General features: G+C 48.3%; 19 protein-coding genes, 1 tRNA gene and 1 pseudogene. 11 read left to right on the top strand and 10 right to left on the bottom strand.

From position 1 onward, the window contains the following. Positions 1-867, top strand: coding sequence for a hypothetical protein (locus RBR41_RS10390; RefSeq protein ID WP_320352501.1), 867 nt, complete (start codon positions 1-3; stop codon positions 865-867). Positions 868-1,192: 325 nt separating this feature from the next. Here RBR41_RS10390 and RBR41_RS10385 read toward each other — a convergent pair whose 3' ends face one another. Next, the gene (locus RBR41_RS10385) at positions 1,193-1,786 is read right to left on the bottom strand and encodes a hypothetical protein (RefSeq protein ID WP_320352500.1); all 594 of its coding nucleotides are present in this window, start codon (positions 1,784-1,786) and stop codon (positions 1,193-1,195) included. Between the two features lie 1,660 nt (positions 1,787-3,446). Here RBR41_RS10385 and RBR41_RS10380 point away from each other — a divergent pair. Genes RBR41_RS10380 through RBR41_RS10365 form a run of 4 tightly spaced genes read left to right on the top strand, consistent with a single transcriptional unit; the run spans position 3,447 to position 4,813 of the window. After that, positions 3,447-3,740: a CopG family ribbon-helix-helix protein gene (locus RBR41_RS10380; RefSeq protein ID WP_320352499.1), complete on the top strand. Its 294-nt coding sequence runs from the start codon at positions 3,447-3,449 to the stop codon at positions 3,738-3,740. Then, positions 3,728-4,036, top strand: a complete 309-nt coding sequence (locus RBR41_RS10375; RefSeq protein WP_118229641.1) for a type II toxin-antitoxin system RelE/ParE family toxin — start codon at positions 3,728-3,730, stop codon at positions 4,034-4,036. Before RBR41_RS10380 ends, RBR41_RS10375 begins: the two co-directional genes overlap by 13 nt. Before the next feature lie 10 nt (positions 4,037-4,046). Then, positions 4,047-4,394, top strand: a complete 348-nt coding sequence (locus tag RBR41_RS10370) for a hypothetical protein (protein ID WP_320352498.1) — start codon at positions 4,047-4,049, stop codon at positions 4,392-4,394. After that, entirely contained in the window at positions 4,379-4,813 is a 435-nt protein-coding gene (locus RBR41_RS10365; RefSeq protein WP_320352497.1) for a hypothetical protein, read from the top strand. The genes RBR41_RS10370 and RBR41_RS10365 overlap by 16 nt, the downstream gene beginning before the upstream one ends. A 48-nt stretch (positions 4,814-4,861) precedes the next feature. Here the strand turns inward: RBR41_RS10365 and RBR41_RS10360 are convergent, their stop codons facing one another. Then, on the bottom strand, positions 4,862-5,776 hold the full coding sequence (locus RBR41_RS10360; protein ID WP_320352495.1) for a hypothetical protein: 915 nt from the start codon (positions 5,774-5,776) through the stop codon (positions 4,862-4,864). Positions 5,777-5,788: 12 nt separating this feature from the next. On the opposite strand from RBR41_RS10360, the pseudogene RBR41_RS10355 reads away from it, so the two are divergent. Beyond that, positions 5,789-6,962: pseudogene (locus tag RBR41_RS10355) on the top strand (IS3 family transposase). Positions 6,963-7,091: 129 nt separating this feature from the next. Here the strand turns inward: RBR41_RS10355 and RBR41_RS10350 are convergent. Further along, positions 7,092-7,550: a very short patch repair endonuclease gene (locus RBR41_RS10350; RefSeq protein WP_320352494.1), complete on the bottom strand. Its 459-nt coding sequence runs from the start codon at positions 7,548-7,550 to the stop codon at positions 7,092-7,094. A gap of 38 nt (positions 7,551-7,588) precedes the next feature. On the opposite strand from RBR41_RS10350, the gene RBR41_RS10345 reads away from it, so the two are divergent. From RBR41_RS10345 to RBR41_RS10325, 5 genes are read left to right on the top strand one after another with little or no spacing between them, the layout of a single operon-like run. Then, the gene (locus RBR41_RS10345) at positions 7,589-9,145 is read left to right on the top strand and encodes a DNA (cytosine-5-)-methyltransferase (RefSeq protein WP_320352493.1); all 1,557 of its coding nucleotides are present in this window, start codon (positions 7,589-7,591) and stop codon (positions 9,143-9,145) included. 56 nt (positions 9,146-9,201) lie between these two features. Continuing rightward, positions 9,202-10,683, top strand: a complete 1,482-nt coding sequence (locus RBR41_RS10340; protein ID WP_320352492.1) for an ATP-binding protein — start codon at positions 9,202-9,204, stop codon at positions 10,681-10,683. After that, a complete protein-coding gene (locus RBR41_RS10335; protein ID WP_320352491.1) occupies positions 10,676-13,333 on the top strand; it encodes a Z1 domain-containing protein in 2,658 nt (885 codons plus the stop codon). The genes RBR41_RS10340 and RBR41_RS10335 overlap by 8 nt, the downstream gene beginning before the upstream one ends. Further along, entirely contained in the window at positions 13,326-14,294 is a 969-nt protein-coding gene (locus RBR41_RS10330) for a PD-(D/E)XK motif protein (RefSeq protein ID WP_320352490.1), read from the top strand. Before RBR41_RS10335 ends, RBR41_RS10330 begins: the two co-directional genes overlap by 8 nt. Beyond that, a complete protein-coding gene (locus RBR41_RS10325; protein WP_320352489.1) occupies positions 14,295-16,367 on the top strand; it encodes an AIPR family protein in 2,073 nt (690 codons plus the stop codon). Positions 16,368-16,543: 176 nt separating this feature from the next. Here RBR41_RS10325 and RBR41_RS10320 read toward each other — a convergent pair whose 3' ends face one another. The 7 genes from RBR41_RS10320 to RBR41_RS10290 all read right to left on the bottom strand — a co-directional run bounded on the left by RBR41_RS10320 (position 16,544) and on the right by RBR41_RS10290 (position 23,395). Beyond that, positions 16,544-16,765: a helix-turn-helix transcriptional regulator gene (locus RBR41_RS10320; RefSeq protein WP_320352488.1), complete on the bottom strand. Its 222-nt coding sequence runs from the start codon at positions 16,763-16,765 to the stop codon at positions 16,544-16,546. A 179-nt stretch (positions 16,766-16,944) separates the two neighbouring features. Further along, the gene (locus RBR41_RS10315; protein WP_320352487.1) at positions 16,945-18,819 is read right to left on the bottom strand and encodes a hypothetical protein; all 1,875 of its coding nucleotides are present in this window, start codon (positions 18,817-18,819) and stop codon (positions 16,945-16,947) included. A 14-nt stretch (positions 18,820-18,833) separates the two neighbouring features. Then, the gene (locus RBR41_RS10310) at positions 18,834-20,126 is read right to left on the bottom strand and encodes a tyrosine-type recombinase/integrase (protein ID WP_320352486.1); all 1,293 of its coding nucleotides are present in this window, start codon (positions 20,124-20,126) and stop codon (positions 18,834-18,836) included. Positions 20,127-20,317: 191 nt separating this feature from the next. Further along, positions 20,318-20,411 (bottom strand) — tRNA-Ser (locus RBR41_RS10305). Between the two features lie 85 nt (positions 20,412-20,496). Continuing rightward, on the bottom strand, positions 20,497-21,315 hold the full coding sequence (locus RBR41_RS10300; protein WP_320352485.1) for a tetratricopeptide repeat protein: 819 nt from the start codon (positions 21,313-21,315) through the stop codon (positions 20,497-20,499). Continuing rightward, positions 21,309-22,124, bottom strand: a complete 816-nt coding sequence (locus tag RBR41_RS10295) for a nicotinate-nicotinamide nucleotide adenylyltransferase (protein WP_320352484.1) — start codon at positions 22,122-22,124, stop codon at positions 21,309-21,311. The genes RBR41_RS10300 and RBR41_RS10295 overlap by 7 nt, the downstream gene beginning before the upstream one ends. Beyond that, positions 22,124-23,395 carry a glutamate-5-semialdehyde dehydrogenase gene (locus RBR41_RS10290; RefSeq protein WP_320352483.1) on the bottom strand — a complete coding sequence of 424 codons (1,272 nt, stop codon included), beginning with the start codon at positions 23,393-23,395 and terminating at the stop codon, positions 22,124-22,126. Before RBR41_RS10290 ends, RBR41_RS10295 begins: the two co-directional genes overlap by 1 nt. Between the last annotated feature and the right edge of the window lie 35 nt (positions 23,396-23,430).

Raw genomic sequence — 23,430 nt, 5'->3', positions numbered from 1 at the left:
ATGTTACGCCTCTATATGGTGGCCGCACTTGTACTGCTGTTTCCCCTGAACCTTCGTGCAGAAAGTTATCCTGTGGGGCTAGTATCCGGTATCAATGGCTCTGCCCACTCTGTGCGAATACTGCGAGGGCAAGAATCATTGTCGCCCGAAGTGGGAATGCTTATTTTTCAGGGCGATAGAATTACGGTCACTGCGCCCGAAACGACTGTAACGGTTGACCTTAGTGGGCGGGCTGAGCAATTGACCATCAATAAAGCCAATGCCCCACAATACGGCCTTATATCCATTAAGGCGGAGCAGCCCTCCGTAATAAGCAACATAATGCATTGGCTTGCTGGCATGGGGGCTCGCAAGCAATCACAACAAGTCATACTGGTGACTCGTGGCCAGGCTCCGGCCCTTGTTGTTCCGGTATTCAGGCCTCACGAGCAGGTCGTTAGTATTGGTCATCAAGACTGGCCCGTCATCTGGCACGGCGGAGCCGCACCCTACAGCATACGACTAATTCATTCTCAGGATGCGGCTGTCTTGATTCAAAAAAACAATCTGGCGCAGCCGTCGACTGTACTTGAAGGGGCAAACCCTACGCCGGGAAACTATGTGCTTGAGGTGCATGGGGGTGGCCATAAGGCAACGCAATCCCTTGTTGTGGTTGCCAAATCTGCCCTGCCCGGCATGCCAAAGGAAATTCAAGACCTGAAGGCTACTGACAAGCTCAAGGCGCTTCTTTATATTACTTGGCTCTCCAGGCAGGACAATGGCAAATGGGGTTTTGAGGCTATGTTGCAGGCCAGTCAGTTGCGCCAAGTCTATCCGCCCGCGGACGCCTTGTTGCGTTCGCTTCAGGAGCGTGCAGACTCAGAGTAGGAAAGCATCTTGGGTGATAACAGACTTTCTGTTGCGTGGGGGGGGGGATCGAGCGTCGCCTTGTCTACTGTGTCTCCTCAAACCCATCTGTATGAGTATTGCAAACAGCCCCAAAGCACTGTGTTGGCGTGCGGCTTTGGGGCTGTTGTTTTTATATTCTACAGTTAGAGCATTTTAACTTTGAAAAGGTGTAAATGATCTAACGCTGCACGAAAGTGCAGCGCGCCACAACGTGGCGTGGATTCAGTTGAGAATCACACTTTCGGCTGAGTGCAAACTTTGAAATGCGAAGCATTTCAAAGTTAATCTGATCTAGTAGCGCTTTTTATTGTGGCTTAAGGGCTAATAATACCGAGGTTATCATGGGATTGGTTAGCACTTTTTTATTCACAACTACTACCGGTGGATATACAGATTTTCCAGGTACAAACTTAAACATTTCCGCATTTTCTTTAGGCTGAGAAATATCTTTGTATTCAAAATTAATTTTTAATACAGTTAAATCCTTGAGCAATGCCGCCGTCCGTCCAGAATTTGGGCCATATACCACAATTTTATATTGCTGAGGAAGAAAATCTGGACTCAAGTATGGCTGAATTACATGAGAAAGAGTGGGCCTTGATGCTACTTCTCCTTGGTACTGTAGTACAGGCAGATCCACTGACTGTCTGGAATACCCAGCGTTAGTGAGTTTCAACCACATTTCATCTTGGTTTTTCGAATCTGTAATTATTTTATACTCATAAGGCACATGCAATTCATCCAGTGCCTGTGTATATCGTTTTGTAATTGGGCAAGAATCTGTTCCATAGACAATAATTTTATTTTCTTCTGCCATGGCAAGATTGCTGCCAATGATTATAACAGCAAGATTAGCCATGACAAAAAAAAATTTCGCGATATGGGGACTCAACCGCATTGAAATCTCCTTTTCAGCAACAGCTGTATTTATGTAATTCTAACACAGGTGCAATTTGCATGGCAATTTTCAATTACAAAGAAAGCACAACCGTATTGCAATTGAGAAAAGTAAAAAAGCCTTTTTTAAGATGAGATGGCGATATTACCATATTTATTTTGCGAAATTTGACCAGCCTCCTTTTTTTGTACCAGGCTAAGTGCTAGTGGTAGATTCTTTGTGGTTCTGTTTCTGCCGCCTGTAAGGCCGATAATGCTGTCGGAGGTGAGAGTGGGCCCATTTCTCCTATTGAGGGAGGGATAAAAACTGTCAATGACACGGGAGGCATACCGTTAAGGGAGCGATGCGGCTTACGGTAGTTGCAGTGCTGGCACCAGTTTTCGATAGCCACATAGACTTCCTATAACGTCATAAACGTCTCGTCGTCCAGCATAGACAGCAGGAACTCGTAACGCTCTAAAAACAACCCATCTTGCTCAAAATCACCCCCTCGCCCCGACACTCCCCCTTCGCAGTCCGTCAGAGACACCGCAATGTCGGCATTGCACAATGCGGGCGGCCCTATCCCACCCATCATGCAGATCAAAGAAACCCCGCACAAAGTCGCATTTTAAGTAGTCGGCCCTTAACAAATGGCTTTACGCCGCTGTAGGCATGTGGTCGTCATCCCTGCGAATGAATTTGCATAGTACTACGAGTACAAAAATAGACTTTGGACCACAGCCTTCATCCATTTTGCGCAGTTGAAGGCGGTAGCGGACATAAGCAGGTTTATCGCATCGCCAATTGTGCCTTTGAGATAGTTGCGTGCCAGGCGAACGTCGCTTTTCAAGTGTCCGATGACCGGTTCAATGGCACTGCGGTGCCCAAAGTCTTTGCACGCTTTGCGTATAGCGGAGCGAACTCCCGTTCAAACAGTTCTTAAGACAGTTTTCCCGCCAAAAGAAGCAGCGGATCTTTGGGATTCAGCTGCTCAAGCAGGTCTTGGTAAAGCAAATGGGTCTGCTTGTGGCTGGGCGGACTCTTTGGTTTCATGCGAAATTTACGCTCCGTTTCAAACGGATTTTTACATCTTTTATTACATTCCCCGTTGAAAACGCTACAGTATTTAGTAATATTTCAACGCATTTCAAATGGTTGTTTGTTTTTAAGGGGCGACTGATTAACAATGCCTGTTGCAACAGCAGCACATTTCCACAGAGGTTTGAGCAAAAGTGTGTACAACGGTATGTACATGGCCATGTGCTCGCTAAAAATATGTCCTTTTTGAACGCGAAAACGGCGTGGTGCTATCTAAAGCAACACGCCGTTTTTATTATGTATTAATGGCGGAGAGGGTGGGATTCGAATTAAAAGTATAATTATTTGAAATAATTATTAAAAATATTTTTTATTTTCAAAACGCTCTTTTTTATACCCAAAAGTATACACAAAACTTTTGAGTGTGTGGATTCGAATCCCGCCACACAAGGATTTGCGGGTTTTCAGTCGTCCAAGAAAATTTGTTACTGCCCTATGAAGACCATTATGCCGTGAGGCCTAAAAAGAGTATAAACTTCTGTTTGGTTAAGATAAATACCCTTTTCATTATCGTGCTGTAGATTATCGGTATTGACAGGTAGTTCAAAGTAGTTAAGAGTTCTACTCAGAGGTACAAGCCATGCAACAAAATATAGCAACAACGCCTGCTTCTGTAAAACTCCCCAATCCCCTGCGCGAGCGAATTAAAAGCCTTGCTGACGCCCGGAACCAATCCGCCCACGCCATTATGCTGCAAGCCATAGAGAACTATGTCGAGCGGGAGGAAAAACGGGAAGCTTTGCGCCATGAAGCCAAGGCCGCACATGAGCATTATATGCAAACCGGCCTGCATCTGACAAACGCCGAAGTTGTCGAATGGATGGATAAGATCATTCAGGGCGAAAAGGTGCCCATGCCCAAATGTCATATCTAGTTCATTGGACGGACAATGCCACTGCCGGGTTGGAGAAGGCTTACCTGTTCCTGGCGGACAAAAGCGAAGAGGCTGCCATTGGCGCAATCAAGGCCATTCGGGAAAAAGTGCTACTTCTTGAGCAGTTTCCCAATGCTGGCCGTCCTGCCGATGACATGGAACCGGAATACCGGGAACTGCTCATCCCCTTCGGTGGTGCCGGATACGTACTGGTCTACGAAGTGCTGGGCAACTCGGTTTACATTCTGGCGCTGAAACATCAGAAAGAAGCCGGATATTACGAAGCTGGCAGCTAAAGAGATCGCCATGAGCCGTAGCACACGCAAAACCCCGATCATGGGATGGACAACCTGCCGTAGCGAGCGGGACGATAAACAGATCTGGCATCGCCGTTGGCGTGCTCATCAACGCACAGCGCTGGCCTCCACTCCGCTGGATGATGAAGACGGCAACCTGCCTGAGTCTGTAAAGCAGCTCAGTGATGTCTGGGCCATGGGCAAGGATGGTCGCCAATACTGGCCGCTCTCCAGCCAAGAAAGAACCGCCAAGCGTTTCGCCCGCCAAAAAGGCCGCATCCGAGCTTCCAGTGCAAGGCACTGGAAGCTCGGATGCGGCACAAGTTTATGGGGAAGTAGCCTATGGGTAGAGCGTTAAAAAATTCTCCCAACATCGAATATTACATTGAGCTAAAACCAGCCGTAGTCGAGGCATATTTTGCTTTTCGCACCCCAAGGAAGGAGGGCAAGCGTGAAATCTCTGCGGATGATTTCAACAGTGTTGCTTTTGAAGGGACCATCATCTTGAGTGGAACACGTAAAATTGCTCTGGAAACCATCGTGATACTCACGCTACATGACGCAGGCAGTGATAAACGTACTGGTGGTCTTTTGCAAAAACGCAAAAATGGGACGTTTGAACTATTTCTTTATATCAAGCAGGAACTCTTTTTCCGCATCTTTGATTACATCAGAGATGGAACCATCAAATATGTCAGGGCGTTTGGGAATGAATTGTACAGGGGGTCCGCCGCAATATATGACACCGATTTTTCTTTTTCCTTGGACCAAGGGTAGGCGGCAACAAGTATACGCACCAAGGCGGGCCCCGTCAGACTTTTTAAATTATTTTAGGTGTATTTGCTCTATAACCTGTCCTATTTTTTCGAACTCTGCATATGTTAACGACTTAGGATGTGTCTCTGGTGAGTAGAACAAAAATGGTTGTATTTGTGGATTCGCGGATGGATCCATAGATAGAATGCGAGCTAATTTTGACTTTTGCTCTTGAGTAAGGTTTTGATTGAACAACGTTGCGCACTGCTTGTTGGAAAATACCCAGCGAATATCGCCAAACATGAGAGCTTGTTTGGGATAGCTGTAAATGAAAATAGCAGATATTTTTTCAAAAACATCATTTGATATTTTAAATTTTTTTCCAATATCCTTGTAGCGTAATAGTCCGTTTATAGGGTTATCAAGAAGCGAAAGCGGTTCTATGTAATTTAAGTGAGGAATTTCTCTATGCGTCCAGTTAATATGTAAAATATTGAAATGATTTTTATGCAATGCCGACGTAAATTTACTTGCAGCACTATTCAAAAAATCTTTTAGTTGAATAATATTCGGCAATTCAACCTGCAACTCAAGTTCACTACATAAAATTATTAGATCTTCCCTCTTGCTGTATTCGATTGCCATGCTTGGTATTATAAATGATTTTTTCGGATCAATCATTTCATCAAGTTGCCCAACAATACTTTTCACTTCAACATCAAAAATATAATCCTCTTCAGCGTATAACATCTCACCAGGGACTTTGCCGGGAATCATAAATCTATTCTTAATACAGTATTCTGGATTCTTTTTTCTAGAATCCCCTCCCTGTTTTGGTTCATAATCAACGCTTGGTTTTCCGCATAGTGTTAAATAAGTAAAAACGTGAATTTCATGTAAGGCCGCAAAGAACTGGTCTTCACTATAATTATTTTTCCCAGCTGAGATAGGCTGGAAAAAACGGACGCCATAGTTCATATCCATTGAGGAGGTTCTATGACGAAAGCACCACGGGGACGTTATTCACAGGAATTGAGGCAGCAAGCCGTCACCATGGCGGTTGATGATGGTTTTGGCGTAACGGAAACAGCGCGAAGGTTATCTATTCCAATGAAAACCTTGGCGAATTGGGTTACGCATTACCGACAGGACAAGCACGAGTTCGCCTTGAAGCCGGGCGTGAATGAGCAGGATGCGGAGTTGGCGCGACTGAAGAAAGAAAACGCCCTGCTGCGTATGGAGCGCGACATTCTAAAAAAAGCGGCGGCGTACTTTGCCAAGGAGTCGCTGTGAGGTACGCCGCAGTCAGCGCTTTGCGACACCTATATCCCGTCCGGTTTGTTTGCCTGGTTTTGCACGCATCTGTCAGTGGATACTATGCCTGGCTCAAACGCTACGCGGCCCCATCACGTAAGACAACTCGCCTGGAGGCCGATGTTCTGGCTGCCCACCAGAGAACACGCGGCACATACGGCGCGGAACGGTTGCACCGGGAACTCGTAGCAAGCGGCTGTGCCGTCAGCCTCTGGAAGGTCAAGCGGCTACGCCGCAAACTGGGCCTCGTCTGTAAGCGCAAACGGCGGGTTATCCGCACCATGGAATCAAATCACGCGCTGCCGGTCGCTCCCAATCTTTTAAACCGTAACTTCGCGCCGGGCGAACACAACCGCGTGTGGGTGAGTGACATAACCTATATCCCCACACGGCAGGGCTGGGTATATCTTGCCGGAATCAAGGATTTACACAGTCGGGAAATTGTCGGCTTCAGCATGGCCGAACGTATGGACACCGGACTTGTCTTGGCTGCATTAACGAAGGCGGCGCGCTTGCATCGCCCGCCTGTGGGACTGATTCTGCATTCGGATCGCGGCAGCCAGTATTGCACGCAGCCTACCAAGAAAAACTCCGCTCATACGGTCTGGTCTGCTCCATGAGCAAAAAAGGGGATTGTTACGACAACGCACCCATGGAAAGCTTCTGGGGCTTGTTGAAAAATGAGTTGGTCCATCGCAAAAGCTATAGCTCACAGGCTGAAGCCATTACGGATATAAGTGAGTATATTGAGGTTTTTTATAATCGACAAAGACGTCAGGCAGCACTTGGCTATCTCTCACCAGCGGCGTTTGTCAGAAGCAGGATGATGAAACCAAAACTGCCGGTTGCCGCTTAACATGGCGTACGAAATTGACGACCTATCTCAGTCGGCAGCAACGCTGAAGACGCAGAGGAGTCGAGGTGGCGGTTTGCCTTATATCAAACATGGCAAACAAGTCTTGTATTCCCGCACGTCGTTGCTCGACTATTTTGTATCCTGCAATGCTTCTGGGCTGGGCCATGAAACATAGTTTGCTGCAGGACTGACGATCCATTCATAAAGCCAGTCCAAATCCATCTTTCTTTTTAGCCAACACTCCCAGATTATTGCTACCCGCCATCCAGATGCCAATAATATAGTTTCAACACGCAAATCTCTGCCTTCATTTTCAGCAAATTTTGTCTTCCACTTTTGGATATTTGTTTTTGGGATTGTTGTGTACTTGCATTGTTTGTGCCTGTGCCAAAAGCATCCGTGGACAAAGATTACCACTTTATATTTACGTAACACTACATCTGGAGTATAGCCCAATATTTTGGTCTTCAATCTATAACGAAAACCCCGTGCGTGCAGATTCCTTCTCAGAGCAAGCTCCGGCTTGGTGTCTGATGAACGGATTCCGGCCATCATGCGAGAACGAGTTGCGGGGGAAACGACATCCATGTATTCTCTTTGGGTAAAACTATGATAGGAATTAGTTGATGCAGACTACAAAAATAGTTGATTTATTTGCAGGGCCCGGAGGTTTGGGAGAAGGTTTTTCTTCTCTCCGGGTGAATGGTGCATACCCTTTTAAAATAGTCGTATCCGTCGAAAAAGACAAATTTGCCCAACGCACTCTGAAGCTTCGCGCGTATTCACGATTGCTAAGACGACATGGAAGGCCGTTGGATACTCTATATGCGTACTACAAGGGGTCAACCAATTCTCCAGTGGCATCTAAGGATGAAGACCTCTGGGATGAGGCCGGTTCGGAGGCTCTTTTACTTGAATTGGGTGAACCCAAAGACAATATTTTTCTCTATGAGCGGATTGCCAAATTGATTCCTAACGACGAACATTGGGTTTTAATTGGAGGCCCTCCTTGCCAGGCATACTCCGTCGTTGGACGTGTTCGCTCAGGTGCCAACAACGTAAAGGACCCTCGCCATTATTTGTATCAAGAATATCTAAATGTGATCAGACAATTTCGACCATCAGTATTTGTTATGGAGAATGTCAGGGGACTTCTCTCTTGCCAATTAGATCATAAACATATCATCCATCGTATTCTTGAAGATTTGGCACGCCCGGGAAAGAGTGAGCGTAGTGTCGAAAACTACAATTACACCATACATTCTCTGGTTGCAGACACGTGTTACGAACCTGGCATGAATGCATCTGATCTCGATCTGAAAAAATTTATTGTCCAGTGTGAGAAATATGGAGTGCCTCAAGCGCGGCACCGGGTAATATTGGTGGGAGTTCGAGAAGATATTACATTTTCTTTGCCCAAGTTGCAGCCTTCACTGTCAAATACAGTTTGGGATGCCATAGGGGATATGCCTTCACTGAGAAGTGGCATCTCCCGCCAAATGGACTCCATAGATGTCTGGAAAAATATTGTTATCGAAGCCTGCACATCTATGTCCCAACATGCGAGTGAAGCCAAGAGCCATCGTCTTGCACAACTGCTTCACCTCACCGCGAAAGATGTTGAGCAGAGAACTCTTTCCCGGGGGGGGCAATGGATCCCTGGAGACTATGCTCATCTTCCTACTCGTGGAACCGCTTTACATGAATGGTTGCGAGATACAGAACTTGGCGGTTGGCTAAATCATGAAACACGCTCTCATATGGCCAGCGATTTGCGGAGGTATGCATATGTGGCGGCCTTTGCGCGTGCCAAAGGTAAAAATCCTCTTGCCGCCAAAGACTTCGATTTCCCTGGCTTGCCTCCGGAGCATGCCAATTGGGACAGCGGGCATTTTGATGACAGGTTCAAAGCCCAATTGGAAGCTCGCCCCTCGACAACTATTACAAGCCATCTGGCCAAAGACGGACATTCGTTTATCCATCCGGACCCGACGCAATGCCGCAGCCTGACGGTACGTGAAGCAGCACGGCTTCAAACGTTTCCCGACAATTATTTTTTTGAAGGCCCACGGACAGCACAATACGTACAGGTCGGGAACGCTGTCCCCCCGTTGCTGGCGCGTCAAATAGCTGAAAAGGTATGGGCAGTATTGAAATTTACTCATGGAGCGGGGAATTATTAGCATAATCTCCACCCCCTCTCCGGAGGCAATCTCTAATTAGTACGGAGCGTTGTCCAATGGCCAGAATGCATCCACTTCCTCCCAGTGCGCACTCCATGTCGACGTCATTGCGCGATCTCGGGTATTCGCTTGAAACTGCTGTAGCAGATATTGTGGACAACAGTATTTCTGCCGAAGCCACCGAAGTGGGTATTATCTGTGACGTGTCCTCGGATATCCCCATTCTTGCTATCTGGGACAATGGTTGTGGTATGAACGAAGAGGATCTGCTTGTTGCGATGAGACATGGCGCTCTTGGGCCGGAACAAAAAAGAAATAAGATGGACCTTGGCAGGTTTGGCCTTGGCCTCAAAACGGCCTCTTTTTCTCAATGTCTCAAACTTACTGTTGTCAGTGTCCAGGATGGCCAATGGTGTGGAGCCGAATGGGATCTCGACCTTGTCAAAGAAACTGACGATTGGCTGATATCCGTACTCGAAGAAACAGACATTGCAGATGTCCCTTTCATCAACCAGTTGGGCAGCAATGGAACCTTAGTGTTATGGAGAAAGCTGGATCGACTTTTTGATGAAAGCCAAAAAGATAATCACGATGAAGTGGTTAATGAAAAGCTCGATATCCTGGAAAAGCACCTGGCTCTCGTATTTCACCGTTTCCTTGATGGTGAAATAAGAGGAAGAAAGCGCCTCTCACTAAGCATCAACGGGCATCCCGTCGAAGGCTTTGACCCTTTTTGCAGAAAAAGCGGTTCACAACTTCTTCCCCCGGAAACCGTTCACCTTGGAGCCGAAGAAGTATATCTTCAAGCTTATATCCTCCCTCATCATTCTCGCCTGTCAGCACGTGAAGAAGCTTACTACCAAAGCCGTAGTGAATTTCTCTCCAATCAGGGAGCTTACGTTTACAGAAACGGACGGCTGATGGCATGGGGTGATTGGTTTCGCCTTATTCCCAAAGGCGAAACAAGCAAATTGGCCAGAGTTCAGATCGATTTTTCCAACACTCTGGATGACGCCTGGACCATAGATATCAAAAAATCAACCGTAAGGCCGCCATACCTTGTGCGTGAGCGCTTGAGGCAAATACTTCCCCAAATTTCCGAAAGCAGCACAAGAATACATCGTGGGCGAGGACAAAAGCTGTTCAGCGAAACCAAAGCTCCCATCTGGGAGAGATTCGCAGAACAAAACGGCTCCATCCGCTATGCCCTGAATAGAGATCATGCCCTTATCGCAACCTTGAAGTCAAAATTTTCGGATGCCGAAAACAGAATATTGGAAGTTTTGTTGGAAGCAGTGGGGTCTTCTGTCCCTGTAGAAATGATCTATTCCGATTTCTCCATGCATCCAAGAAAACTGGATATGAGTTCTTTGTCTGATGAAGAGAGCTTGGCCAAGCTGAAGGAAGTACATTTTGCTCTTTTTGGAACGGATCCACTGGAGCGAGAAAAGTTCCTGGAGGTTGTCCAGTCTTTGCGTCTGGTGGATGGCAGAACGGATCTTGTTGAAAAATACATCCGGGAGGGGTGTTATGAGTAATTCGGCATTGGAAAAAGAAAAACAACTCGCCAGTTCTCTTATCTCTCTTCTTGGAGACAAAACGCCTCCCCCCACAAGGGAGGAGGTAGAAGAAAAAGCCAAAATACTTGCTCAACTTTCCGGTTTTGTTGGAGACATTGCAAACGTTGTGGAACAGGCGCTAGTGGCAATCGACTCGCGTATGGGACAGGGCGTCTCCATTGTAGATACAGAGACTCCTCATGACGAAGAATGGATGCTGAAAAGAAGCATCTCCTGGATATATTCCGAAGCCTATGAAAAATATTTACGCCAGGAGGGCTGGGCACCACAGGTCGTACAAGCCCTGAGTGATACTGGCGGACGCATCCTTGGTCATCTGCAAGATCCCTTGAGTGAAGGGGCATGGGACCGCCGGGGCCTAGTTATAGGACACGTCCAGTCGGGAAAAACCGCAAACTACATGGGGCTGGTGGCCAGAGCTGCCGATGCAGGTTACAAATTTATTATTGTTATTGCCGGTATCCATAACAATTTGCGCAAGCAAACCCAGGAACGGATGGACGAAGGGTTTATCGGGCGGTCCAGCGACCCTGGCAACCGAGTCATTGTTGGCGTAGGCAGATTTTCTTCCGACTTCCCCCACCCGGCCACGCTTACCAACATCAACGAAGACTTCAACAAGAATACTGCCGAGAAAAGTGGCTGGAAACTGAATGACTTCAGCAAGCCCATTGTTCTGGTGATCAAAAAGAACGTAACTACACTCCAGGCACTGCACAAATGGCTGAAAGAGCTGAATTCGAAAAATGGGCAGATAACCGATGTCCCGATGTTGATGATCGACGACGAGGCGGACAATGCTTCGATCAACACAAACAAGCCGGAGCTTGATCCAACAAAAACAAACGCGTGGTTACGTCAAATTTTGAATCTTTTCGCCAAATCCTGTTATGTAGGATACACCGCAACTCCTTTTGCCAATATTTTTATCAACCCGGAGGCGTACGACCAGGATGTTCGGGAAGAACTGTTCCCGAAAGATTTTATCTATTCTCTGGATGCTCCCAACACCTATTTTGGTCCCGACAAGGTTTTCCTTGAAGACGAAAGCAGTAGTAAAATATTGCGCGAGATTCGAGATTGTGAAGACTACCTGCCGCTGACACATAAAAAAGATATCCCGCTTACAGAGCTTCCGCCAAGCCTGTACAAGGCATTCAACCAATTCATTGTTGGCAAAACTATCAGAAACTGCCGAGGACAAAACAACAAACATTGCTCCATGCTAGTCAATGTGTCCAGGTTTGTTGCCGTCCAGCGGACGGTTAAAAATATTCTTGCGCTTCACGAAAAAAAGCTAAGAGAAGCAGTAAAAGCAAACTATGCAATGCCGGAAGATATCTCATCAAGAAATAAATACATGCAGGCATTACGTGAAGCTTATGATTCTGAGTTTATAGAATGCGGCGTAGACTGGGATGATGTAAAAGCAAACCTGCTTTCGGCATTCGATACTTTGAAGTTCTTTGTTATAAACAGTAAGTCCGATGAAGTACTCGATTACAAGAAATACGAAAAAGATGGGCACGGACTGACAGCCGTGGCCATTGGAGGCTTGAGCCTGTCACGAGGGTTGACTCTGGAAGGACTTTGGATGAGCTATATGTATCGAAACACGCGCATGTACGATACATTGATGCAGATGGGGAGATGGTTTGGTTATCGGCCTGGCTATGAAGATCTGTGCCGAGTGTATTTGTCACCAGATTCCATAGATTGGTATGGGCATATTGCCGAAAAAACAGAAGAACTACGGCAACAGATAAGGAAGATGCGTAGGGATGGTCTTACTCCTCGTCAGTTTGGCCTTTACGTGGAAACTCACCCGGAAAAGCTTTTGATCACTGCAGCAAACAAAATGCTAAGTGCCGCCAAGATAAAAATTCGACAAAATCTGAGTGGCAGACTTGTTGAAAGTTATATCTTGCCTACGGACAACAGAACAAACATCAAAAACGAAAATTTGATTGAAGAGTTTTGGACAAATGGTCTTGCCGCTCAGATTGTTCCGACAGAGAAAGGATGGTGGGCCAAGGATGTTAATGTTGCAGTAATCGAAGATTTTCTGGAGAAATTTGAAGCCCATCCAGACATGGCCGATGCCAAATATGCCGCAACGTTATACCTGCATGAAATCTCCGACCTGCACCCCAAAGGCGATGTAGTTTTTGTTTCTCTCAAAGATAATGGAGAAGAGGGAAGCCAATACAAGCTGGGAGCTCAAAAGCGTACAGCAAAACCTTGGGAAGGAACGGCATGGCGAACAGCCAAAAATCGAGTTGCCAGCCGTGGGGATGAAAAACTGGGACTTACGCCAGAGCAGATAGAGAAAGCGCGTTTGCTGGCCCAAGAATACAATGAGCAAGATCAAAAAATGAGTGGCAAACCGTCTGACGTGCACTATCGTGAAGTGAGGAACAAGCCGCTACTGATGGTGCACATACTGGAATTTCCGGATGTTGCGTATCGGCGCGTACCGGCATTTGGTATCAGCTTCCCCTTTGGAGACTACTCGCACACCGTTGAGATAGCTGCAAACAGGGTCTGGGTTCAGAATATGCAGGGTGTATTGGACAATCCGGAAGACGAGGAGGATTTCGATGAGTAATTCCTTACCGTGGGACGAGATTGCAACACCGGAGAGAGACTATAATGTCAGACTCATTCCTGATGGAAGTGTAATTCCTGCCTATTGGGGAAAGGATGTTCAGGGAAAACTTCTCTTTTTGATTTCACTGACAGGCGATCACCGCAATCTTTTCGTGCAAGAAAAGATTACCGTGAAAGGCGTGGACACAGACCTCCGCCAAGATCCTGCAACGGACTGTCAATTGTTGGTCTTAACTCTCGACAGGCAAGTTGACTGCGATCTTTTTCATGCTTTGTGCAAAAGCCTGTTCCATAGCCTCATAGAAGTGCACCGTCCGGATGTAGCAATTTCTGTGGCCATGCAGCACTTGAAGCGATGGCGAACCTTTTTGTCCGGACAAAATTCTCGACTCTTAACCATTCAGGAATACCGTGGCCTTTTTGCCGAACTTGTCTTTTTGAACAAGCTGCTTGAGGTCGGTTTGAATCCTGCCTCAGCAGTGATGGCGTGGACAGGTCCGGAATGGGTACATCAAGACTTTATCTATTCAGGAAGGGCCGTTGAAGTGAAAGCGCTCTCCAGCTCCGATCGTAGCACAGTACGGATTTCCTCCGAAGATCAACTGGAGTCTATTGAAGAAAAACTCTACCTTCTCACTCTGACTCTTCAAGAGTCTCGGGACAACCATGTAGCTTTGTCGCTCAATGCGCTTGTGACACATATTCGTGACCTGTTACAGAGAGAAAGCCTGGAAAGCTTTGACAGCAAGCTTGCAGCAAACGGGTATGCCCCCCATCACGAGTATGAAACCCCCAAATTGGTAACAACTAACAAGAAGGCCTACCTTGTCGAAAAAGACTTCCCCAAGGTGGTTCGCTCCATGTTACCTGCCGGAGTCAGATCAGTATCATACCAGCTTGAGTTGGAAAAAATAGAACCGTTTTCCTGTGCCTTTGAAACTCTCTTGGAGGCGCTCTAGATGGAAATGTCTCTACAGGACTTTTTTCATGAGTTCAGACAGGAAATTTTCGCTGGTGGAGCCGCCAACAACAACTTCCATTTGCAAGAGTTTGTCGATTTTTTCGTCAAGGATCTGGCTGAAACAGGCTTTGTGGAAGACGTTGAATTTTGTCACTATCGGGCCCCGCGAGGGATGCGCGTCGATGGCTACTGGTTTGACGAGGAAGGAACTCTGTCTCTTTTTATTGCCGACTATGAATCGAGGATGGAGCTACTTTCCCTGACCCAGACAGATATAACGGCCATTTTCCGCCGGCTTGTCAATTTTTTCGAATCAAGTGGCAAAAAGCGACTTTGGCAAGAGCTAGAAGTTACTTCGCCAGAGTATTCTTTAGCCAGACAGATTGAAGACCGATTGGGCAGTCTCAGAAAAATCAATCTGTTTTTGTTATCCGAACGAGCCCTCAGTGAACGAGTAAAAGAGCTTGAGTCTGAAGTCGTCTGCGACAAACCAATTTTTTACCATGTATGGGACATGGCACGCCTTTACCGACAATACAGTGCTCGCGGTCGTAAGGAGCCTCTGGACCTCGATTTTCTGCAAATGTTCGGACATGGCCTCCCGTGTCTTCGTGTAGACCTGCAAGCGGACAACTACCGTTCCTACCTTGCGGCCCTGCCGGGAAACGTTCTTGCAAAACTGTATGGAGACTATGACAGCCGTTTATTGGAGCAAAACGTCAGAACATTCCTTCAGGCACGGGGTAACGTAAACAAGGGCATTCGCGAAACCATTCTCAACTCGCCTACCATGTTTTTTGCTTACAACAACGGGATAACTGCAACCGCTCAAGAGGTTGATGTCGATCAGGGAAAAGAAAGCCTTGTCATAACCAGGATACGAGACCTCCAGATCGTGAACGGTGGTCAGACAACAGCATCTCTTTTTCATACGCAAAGAAAAGACAAGGCATCTCTGGATCAGGTCTTTGTCCAGATGAAACTGTCAGTTATTGATCCGGAAAAAAGCGAAGAAATCGTCCCCAAAATTTCCGAATATGCCAACACGCAAAACCCTGTCAAAGCAGCAGACTTCTTCTCCAATTCCCCATTCCACCTCAGAATGGAGGAATTTTCACGCCGGGTATTGGCTCCGGCTCATTCCGGAGCCCAGAGAGAAACCAGGTGGTTTTATGAAAGAGCACGTGGGCAATACGCAGAAGCGCAAAGCAAGCTTACTCTTGCAGAACAGCGAAAGTTTAAAGCAATTTTCCCGAAGAATCAGCTATTTACCAAGGAAGATTTGGCAAAATATGAAAATGTCTGGGATGAGCACCCCAAGTATGTGAGCAAGGGACGCCAAAAAAACTTTGCTCAATATGCTACCAGAATCGGAAAAACATGGGATGTATCGCCAGAGGATTTTAATGAGCAGTATTTCAAACGCATTGTAGCCAGAGCCATAATATTTCGTGAAACAGAACGCATTGTTTCGGCCCAACCCTGGTACAGGCCAGGCGGAAGTCTACGCTCCTATATTGTTTATTACAGTCTTGCCTGCTTGGGAGAACTTGCCCATCGCCACAAAAAGGCCATCCCGTTTGCCCTAGTTTGGATTCAACAGGATATCCCAGATGCCTTACGAGAAGCAATCGCCGCGTGTGCTTCCTTTATCAATGACCACATAACCCAGCCCTCGGATAACCTTCCCCGAGACTCGGAGTGGTTCAAGAAAGATATCTGTTGGAGTACTCTGAAAGATGACATTTCGACCCTTGAAGCAAGACAGTCGGAAAATTTCCGGAGCCTGCTTGTCTCCAGAGAAGAGGAAAAAGAACAGAATCGGAATGCCGTGAAGGTACAATTGGTAGATGATGGAATAGCAGCACAGAAGCTGGTGGTCAGCATTCCAGCACCACACTGGCAGCGTATCATGAACGAGCTGTCTGCAAAAAAGCTTCTTTCTGAGAAAGAATACGGAATTCTTGCTGTAGCGACACAGCTTCCTTCAAAGATTCCGTCCGAAAAGCAATGCCGTATTTTGGTAGAAATACTTGAGAAGGCAAAGTGCGAGGGGATTACTATTGGGTAGAGAATTTTAGTGCAACTACAAGACAAGACAGTGAACAATGCTTAGTAGATGACATTGAATTTGTAATAAACTCAAAAGGTATTATTATAATTTTGTATTTTTGAAGGCAACACAATGCAACAACAAAGCACAGGGACACAGTGCTGGCTGTCATCCCTGTGCTTTGTTGTTTATGCTTACACTTTATCGCTTGTTTTTTCTTGCTTTCCTAGCATGTTCACCAACTCCGCTATGTCCTCCGCCTTCCAGGCAGTTGTGCGCGGGCCGAGTTTGACGGGTTTGGGGAAGCGGCCAGTTTTGCAGCCTTCCCACCATGCGCTTTTGCTGATGGGGACAAGTTGTAAGATTTGGGGAAGACGGAGAAATCCGACGGTCGGGACTGTGGTCATGGTAGTCATAGTTACACCTCCTGAATGGTCTTTGACTCTTACAGGAAACGTATCATGACTTTTTTAGCGGACTATATCGGCTTCAAAAAAGCGTTGTTTGAAAAGGTACTACATTGCACAGGGCTGTACTGTGTGGACAAAAAAGTGTTGACAGATTTTTAATATTAACTTCAAAAATATTCAGCTCGCTATGAAGACGGCAAGTCGCCATCATCTCCCTTCTCATGCTGGTTAGACATGCTAAACCAGTACCGATCACAAATAAATTTATGATTTTCAAGTTCAAATGATACAGGCTCAGCTTTTATCTTGCTGATGTCGGCACGCTTTTCTGAGATTGCTTTATGCATGAGCAAAAAAGTATTTGCATGAGGTCCAATTTCTGTTCTTAGTCGCGAAAAATATGGATAATTTGCAATGGCGATAGATGGGTGCTTGGGATAGTAGCCATACCCTTCTATATAAGATACTTCTCTTGATACAACAAAAAATAACACTATTACATAATCAGATTTGCTTTTTATCTTGAACGTACGCGTTGCCTGCTCAGAGCTCACAGTCTTGAACCACTTTTCAACATTATATGCCCATTTGTCTGTTTCTTCTGATAGATTTTTTGCCTTGCTTCGCAGTTCCTGAACACTAGTCGTTCTATAGTCCTGCCATTTGAGCTGAAATACAGCCAAAGTATTTGTTATAACGTCAAATATGGAAGCATCCACATCTGTCAGTATTTTTCCAGATGGAGCTTTAAGCTTTATATTACTATCAAGACATTGAAACCTGTTTCCACCAAAAAATCTGTAAATATCGTCCCGGAGCATTTTTTCCTGATGCTTAATCAGTAGATTGTATGCCTTCGCTTCATTCTTTGCCAAAACTCGTTTGATAAATCCAAACGGATTTTTACCTAATGATGATATTGGTCTTATGTATAGCCCATTTCCCATATCAACTAGAAGCGGCATATCAAAGTTTTTGCCATTTGCAACGATATCGTATGTTCGATCATTTAGCGTAATAATATTCAATATTTTTTGAATTTTTTTTGGTTCAATACCATATAGAAATCTTGTCCCGTTGATAATGTCGTCTGATATTGACCAAATTGTTATGCTGAAATCTATGTCTATACTGAAATCTTTTTTCTCCATTGCATAAAATATAAATCTAGAATGAATCATATGTGTTGCAACTAATTGCGCAACGACAATTGATAAATCCAGCGCGCTTATATCGTCAAACAATATACAATTACTATCTACACCTGCATCATGCATCCATTTCCTGACTTGATCATATGCCTGTTCAAACATTGTTAAACAAATATTGTCAGACGCATTGTAGCCTAGTATGTTTCCCCATCTTACGGGATAAGGAAATATCGCCTCTCTGAATTCACCTGCAAGAGCCTTGGCATCTTTATAAATTCTATCTCGCCTCAGCAGAGCTCCGTATTCAAAGTCTTTAATCAGGTCATCAATGCTGCCCTCTACATGTGGAGCCCATTTTTTAAAGTAAGATTTTTTATATTCATATGGTTTATAATAAAAATCATTCATATAACTTAAATCATATTGGTCCATAAATTGAATTTCTGTTCCTGGGCGTGCATTGACATGCCACTCACTTTGTTCATTTTTTACGATATCAAGTAGCCCAGCTTTATATTCCTCTTGAAACCTGTCCAATATCGCTGAATAGCCAGCACCATGCAGGTAATTCATTTCATATTGCTTAAGGATTGGAGTCCACTGAGCAGCTGGAAATCCTTTAAGTTTTTTTAGAGATCCATACAGTGATTTGACAACACGGGGCCAGGAACACTGCATTACATGCAAAGCCCATGCGGATAGTCGTTTATCCTCAGGAAATAAATCATTTAGAAGAAACCAGTAGTCATATGTTCTGATGAGTTCGATAAAAAATAGGCTCTTGTCTTGTTCTTCTTCAGGAATGGCGCGTTGCATGTTTTCAAGAATGGAATTTTCAAGGCGCTCAAGCTCTTCAAGAAGATCTTTTGGTGTTGGCATAATCACCTCTATAGCATAGTTCTTAAACAAACATTACATACTCTTTAAGCCTTCGCCCTCAACTCATCCAGGTAATCTGCATATTGTTGGAGCAGTGCCCGGCGCTCTGCCAAGGCGGTACGCATGCTTGTCTTGTGGTAAGCCGCTTTGACCTTGTTTTGCTCGACGTGGGCGAGTTGCAGTTCCACAGCCAGGGATGACGCGCCGAGGATGTTGTAGGCCGTGGTGGAGAACAGGCCACGGAAGGCGTGGGTCACAAATCTGTTTCCATTTTCCGCAGTATAGCCCATTTTCCTAAAAGCCTGAATCAGGGCCATGCTGCTGACGGCTTTGCCCTTGCCTTTGGTAGAGGTGGACGGAAACACCAGCTCTTGTTGGCCGGAAAACGCGTACATTTTTTTGAAAAGTGCAACAGCCTGGCGCGGCAGCGGCACAAGATGAGGCAGGCCCTTTTTCATGCGTTCAGCCGGGATAACCCATTCTGCCGCATCAAGGTTGAACTCGCTCCATTTCGCTTCCAGGAGTTCGGAGGGGCGTACTGCGCAATAGGGGGCCAGTTGCATGGCCGTGGCAACGGGAATGGTCCAACGGGTTCTGTGTTCCTCTAAGCTTCGCAGCAGTTGGCCAACATCTTCCGGGCCAAGCTCTTCAGAATACAGGCTCTTTTTCTTCCGTTTGGGCATTTGCTCTTTGTACCAGCTCAGCCTGACGATGATATCCGGATTCTGGATTAAGCCTTTAGCCAGAGCGTATTTGAAAACGCTGACGATCAAAGTATGCACACGCCGGGCAACTTCAAGCGAGCCTCGTGAAATAACGTGTTTCAGTGCGTGCTCGATGTCATTGACCGTAATTTTGTCAATCGATAGATCGCCAATGACGGGATAGACGTTGGCGGCAAGGCGTCCCCGGTTTTGCTTGCCCGAACGTCCTTCCCATTCCGCCATTTTCAAATTGAGCCAGGACTCGGCCACATTTTGAAAGGTGTGGACGACGCTGGCCTGGGCTTTTCTGATGAGCTCTTCTTTGCGCACTTGTACCAGGTTCGCGTTTTCTTCTTTCGACAGGTCTCTTCTTGATTCAGCTTCGGCTCGAGCTTCTTTGATCCCCATTTTGGGAAACTGGCCCAGGCTGACAATATTCTGTTTGCGCTTTCCGTCAGGAGTGAGGGTGTCGTATCTGAGGTACCAGGTCTTTTTGCCTTTGGCGGAGATCTGGAGGTAAAGCGACTCGCCAACCGGCACTCTTTGCACCTCGCCAGTCGCCTTCAGGTTGGTTAAAAATGTGTGCGAAACAATCGGGGTAGATCTTCGGGTAGATGGCGTTATCGTCTTCATATTCCATCCTTTTTTCAGGGTTTCTTTCCTTGGGTATATAAAATTTTTGCAAGTTTTTATCTACCCCGGTTATATACCCGCACAAGATGGATTGTGTATATATTCGCTGGACGTCGCTGGAAAGAAAAAGTCCGGAAAGCTGCTTTATTGCTTGCTTTCCGGACTTTATTGGACTGTAAGAAACATAAAAATGGCGGAGAGGGTGGGATTCGAACCCACGTGCCCCGATTAAGGGACAACTCGATTTCGAGTCGAGCGCGTTACGGCCAGCTTCGCTACCTCTCCGCAGGTCAGGGCGTTGCGCCCGCGACCGGAAGGCTGTCTATAGCGCATCTTTTTTTGAATGGCAATGGCCAGGCGTTATAGTGGACTACCTGCGTTCCAGCGCGGTCATCACTTCCAGAGCGTCCGCCTGTTCCGGGTCATCGTGCAGTGCGCGCAGGGCCATTTCTTCTGCCTTCTGGCGCTTGTGCCAGACGAGATACAGCTTCGCCATCTTGCCATAGGTGGAAGGGTGCCCGCCAAAGGTTCGCAGTACCGCCCTGTAGACGGCCTCGGCCTTTTCATATTCGAGCAGTTCCATCCAGGAGGCTACCGCACCAGTATAGGCGGCAGGGTCGCGCTGTTGTTTGGCAATGGCTTCTTCATATGTTTCGGCGGCTTCCTGATGCAGACCTGCGGCGGCAAAAATCTGGGCCACCTGAACGCGGATGCCGTCTTCCTGACGGAATTCTTCAATCACACGCTTGAGAAAGGCGCGCCCCTTGGCGGTCTGCCCTTCGCGTATAAATTGCAGGCCGGTATCAATGAGATGTTTTTTTCTTGCCCTACGGGCTGTGGCTTCTGCCTGAACGCAATTTTCGGATTCTTTTTGCAGAATCTTGGCAAGGCCGTCCATCACTGTGGCCAGTGCCGCTTCCTTGCCCTGTTGAAAGGGAATGTTTTTGGGATTGCCCGTCCGGGCCGGGTCCAGCAGTGGCTGCATGCACGGATGGTGCACCAGCGTGGACAGAAAATCATTGACCTGGCTGTCCAGTTCCGTCCGGGCCGAGCGCAGCATCTTGACCTCGGCCATGCGCCGCAGAGCCTCGCACATGACCAGGAGCGAACGCTCCACCTCATCCTTGCGCAGATACCCTAGGGCTCTTGCCACATTTTCGCGTATGTCCTTGGGCGCGGTTGTCAGCATGTCGGCTCCGTCTGTCGCCAGTGTGCCTGTACGGTTTTCTCGCTCTGCTTCAGAATTTCAAAAGCCGCCCGAGGCAGCAGAAAATCCACCCTCCGGCCTGCCAGCCACAAGCTGCGCAGGCGCGACGCGCTCACGTCCAGCCAGGGCAAGGGCAGAAAATGCGCCAGCCCGCCGCCGGGCAGGCCCATACAGGGGCCGTCGCCCACAAGGGGGGCGCGCTCGCGGGCTTCGGGCCACAGCCGCTGCGCCGTGGCGATCACGTCCCGCGCGGCCTGCCCGTCGCGCGGCACCACAACAAAGTTGCACAGGCCCGGCAGTTCCAGCCCCCTGTGCCAGGTGGGCAGCAGGGCAAAGTCCGGGCTGCCCAGGATGAAATACAGTTCTGTTTGCGGCTCGACCTCACGATAGGCCAACAACGTGTCCCATGTATAGGATGGCCCCTGCCGTTGCCCTTCAAGCCTGTTGCAACGCAGAAAGGGCAGGTCGGTGATGCTGGCTTCAACCATGCGGGCGCGCAGATCAAAGGGCAGCATGCCTGTCATGGTTTTGTGCGGCGGCACGGCGCAGGGCACGAGATCCACGCCGGTCACCAGGGGGGTCAGGGCTTCGGCGGCCTCAATGGCCAGACGCAGATGCCCCACATGCGGGGGATTGAAGCTGCCGCCCAAAATGGCCCGGCCGCGCGGGCCTGCCCCCACGCGGGAAACCGCCCCGCCGGAAACTGTGGCATGGGGAGCCGCCGCGCCGGAACCCGAACCATCGGAACCCGAACCGGCCGCCGTCTCGTGTGAGCCGAGGTTCGCCGTCACTACTGCCGCACCTGCCCCTGGCCAAGCACCACAAACTTGGTGGTGGTCAGTTCTTCCACCCCCATGGCCCCGTATGCGTGCAGCTTGGAGGTGGAGATGCCGATTTCCGCCCCAAGGCCCAGCTGGCCGCCATCGTTGAAGCGGCTGGACGCATTGACGGCCACCATGGAGGCGTCGGCCTCGCGCAGAAAGCGCATGGCCTTGGCGTGGTCGTTGGTGCAGATGATTTCCGTGTGATTGGAGCCGTAGCGGGCAATGTGATCCAGGGCTTCGTCCATATCCTTAACCACGCGCACGGCAAGGATGAGGTTGTGGAACTCCTGCCCGAGATCCTCGGGTTTCTGGGGCACGACGCTGCCTGCGGGAGCCTTGCCCATAAGCGGCAGGGCAGTGGCGTCGGCGCGAAATTCCACACCGGCGGCGCCGAGCTTTTCCGCCACCATGGGCAGAAAGCGCGCGGCCACGTCCTTGTGAACCAGCAGGCATTCCAGCGCGTTGCACACGCCGGGGCGCTGCACCTTGCCGTTGAACACGATGTCCAGAGCCTTCTCAAGGTCGGCGTCCGGCTCGATATAGGCGTGGCACACGCCCTTGAAATGCTTGAGCACGGGCATGGTGGCGGCCTCGGTCACGGCGCGCACAAGCCCTTCGCCCCCACGGGGGATGATGACGTCAATGTACTGGTCAAGCTTGCACAGGGCGTTGACGGCCTCATGCCCCGGCACGGTCACAAGCTGTGCGGCTTCGGCGGGCAGACCAGCCTGCACCATGGCGTCCTGAAGCGCCTGTGCCAGAGCCGTGTTGGAGTGCAGGGCTTCACTGCCGCCGCGCAGGATGACGGCATTGCCAGCCTTGATGCACAAAATGGCCGCGTCAATGGTGACATTGGGGCGGGCCTCGTAAATCATGGCGATGACGCCGAGGGGAATGCGCATCTTGCCCACCAGCAGGCCGTTGGGGCGCTGCCACTGGCTTTCGGTAGCGCCCACCGGATCGGGCAGGTTGGCGACGTGGGCGCAGGCCGCGCGCATCTCTTCCATAATGATGGGGGTGAGCGTGAGGCGGTCAAGGCGGGCGGAGTCCTGCCCGGCGCTCCTTGCGGCTTCGACGTCACGGGCGTTGGCGGCCAGAATGTCCGCCTCGCGCTCGCGCAAAATTTCGGCCAGCCCCAGCAGAGCCCTGTTTTTGGAATCGGGCGTAGCCCTGGTCATGGCGCGCGCCGCGTTTTTAGCCTGCGCGCCAAGGCGCGCCATTTTTTCCGATGGCGTCATGCGAACTCCTTGTAACAGCGGCTGTGGGCGCGCAT

The sequence above is a fragment of the Desulfovibrio sp. genome, from assembly GCF_034006445.1.
Classification (GTDB): domain Bacteria; phylum Desulfobacterota; class Desulfovibrionia; order Desulfovibrionales; family Desulfovibrionaceae; genus Desulfovibrio.
The sequence above is the reverse complement of the archived record's forward strand: the minus strand, read 5'-3'. Positions and strand labels throughout refer to the sequence as shown.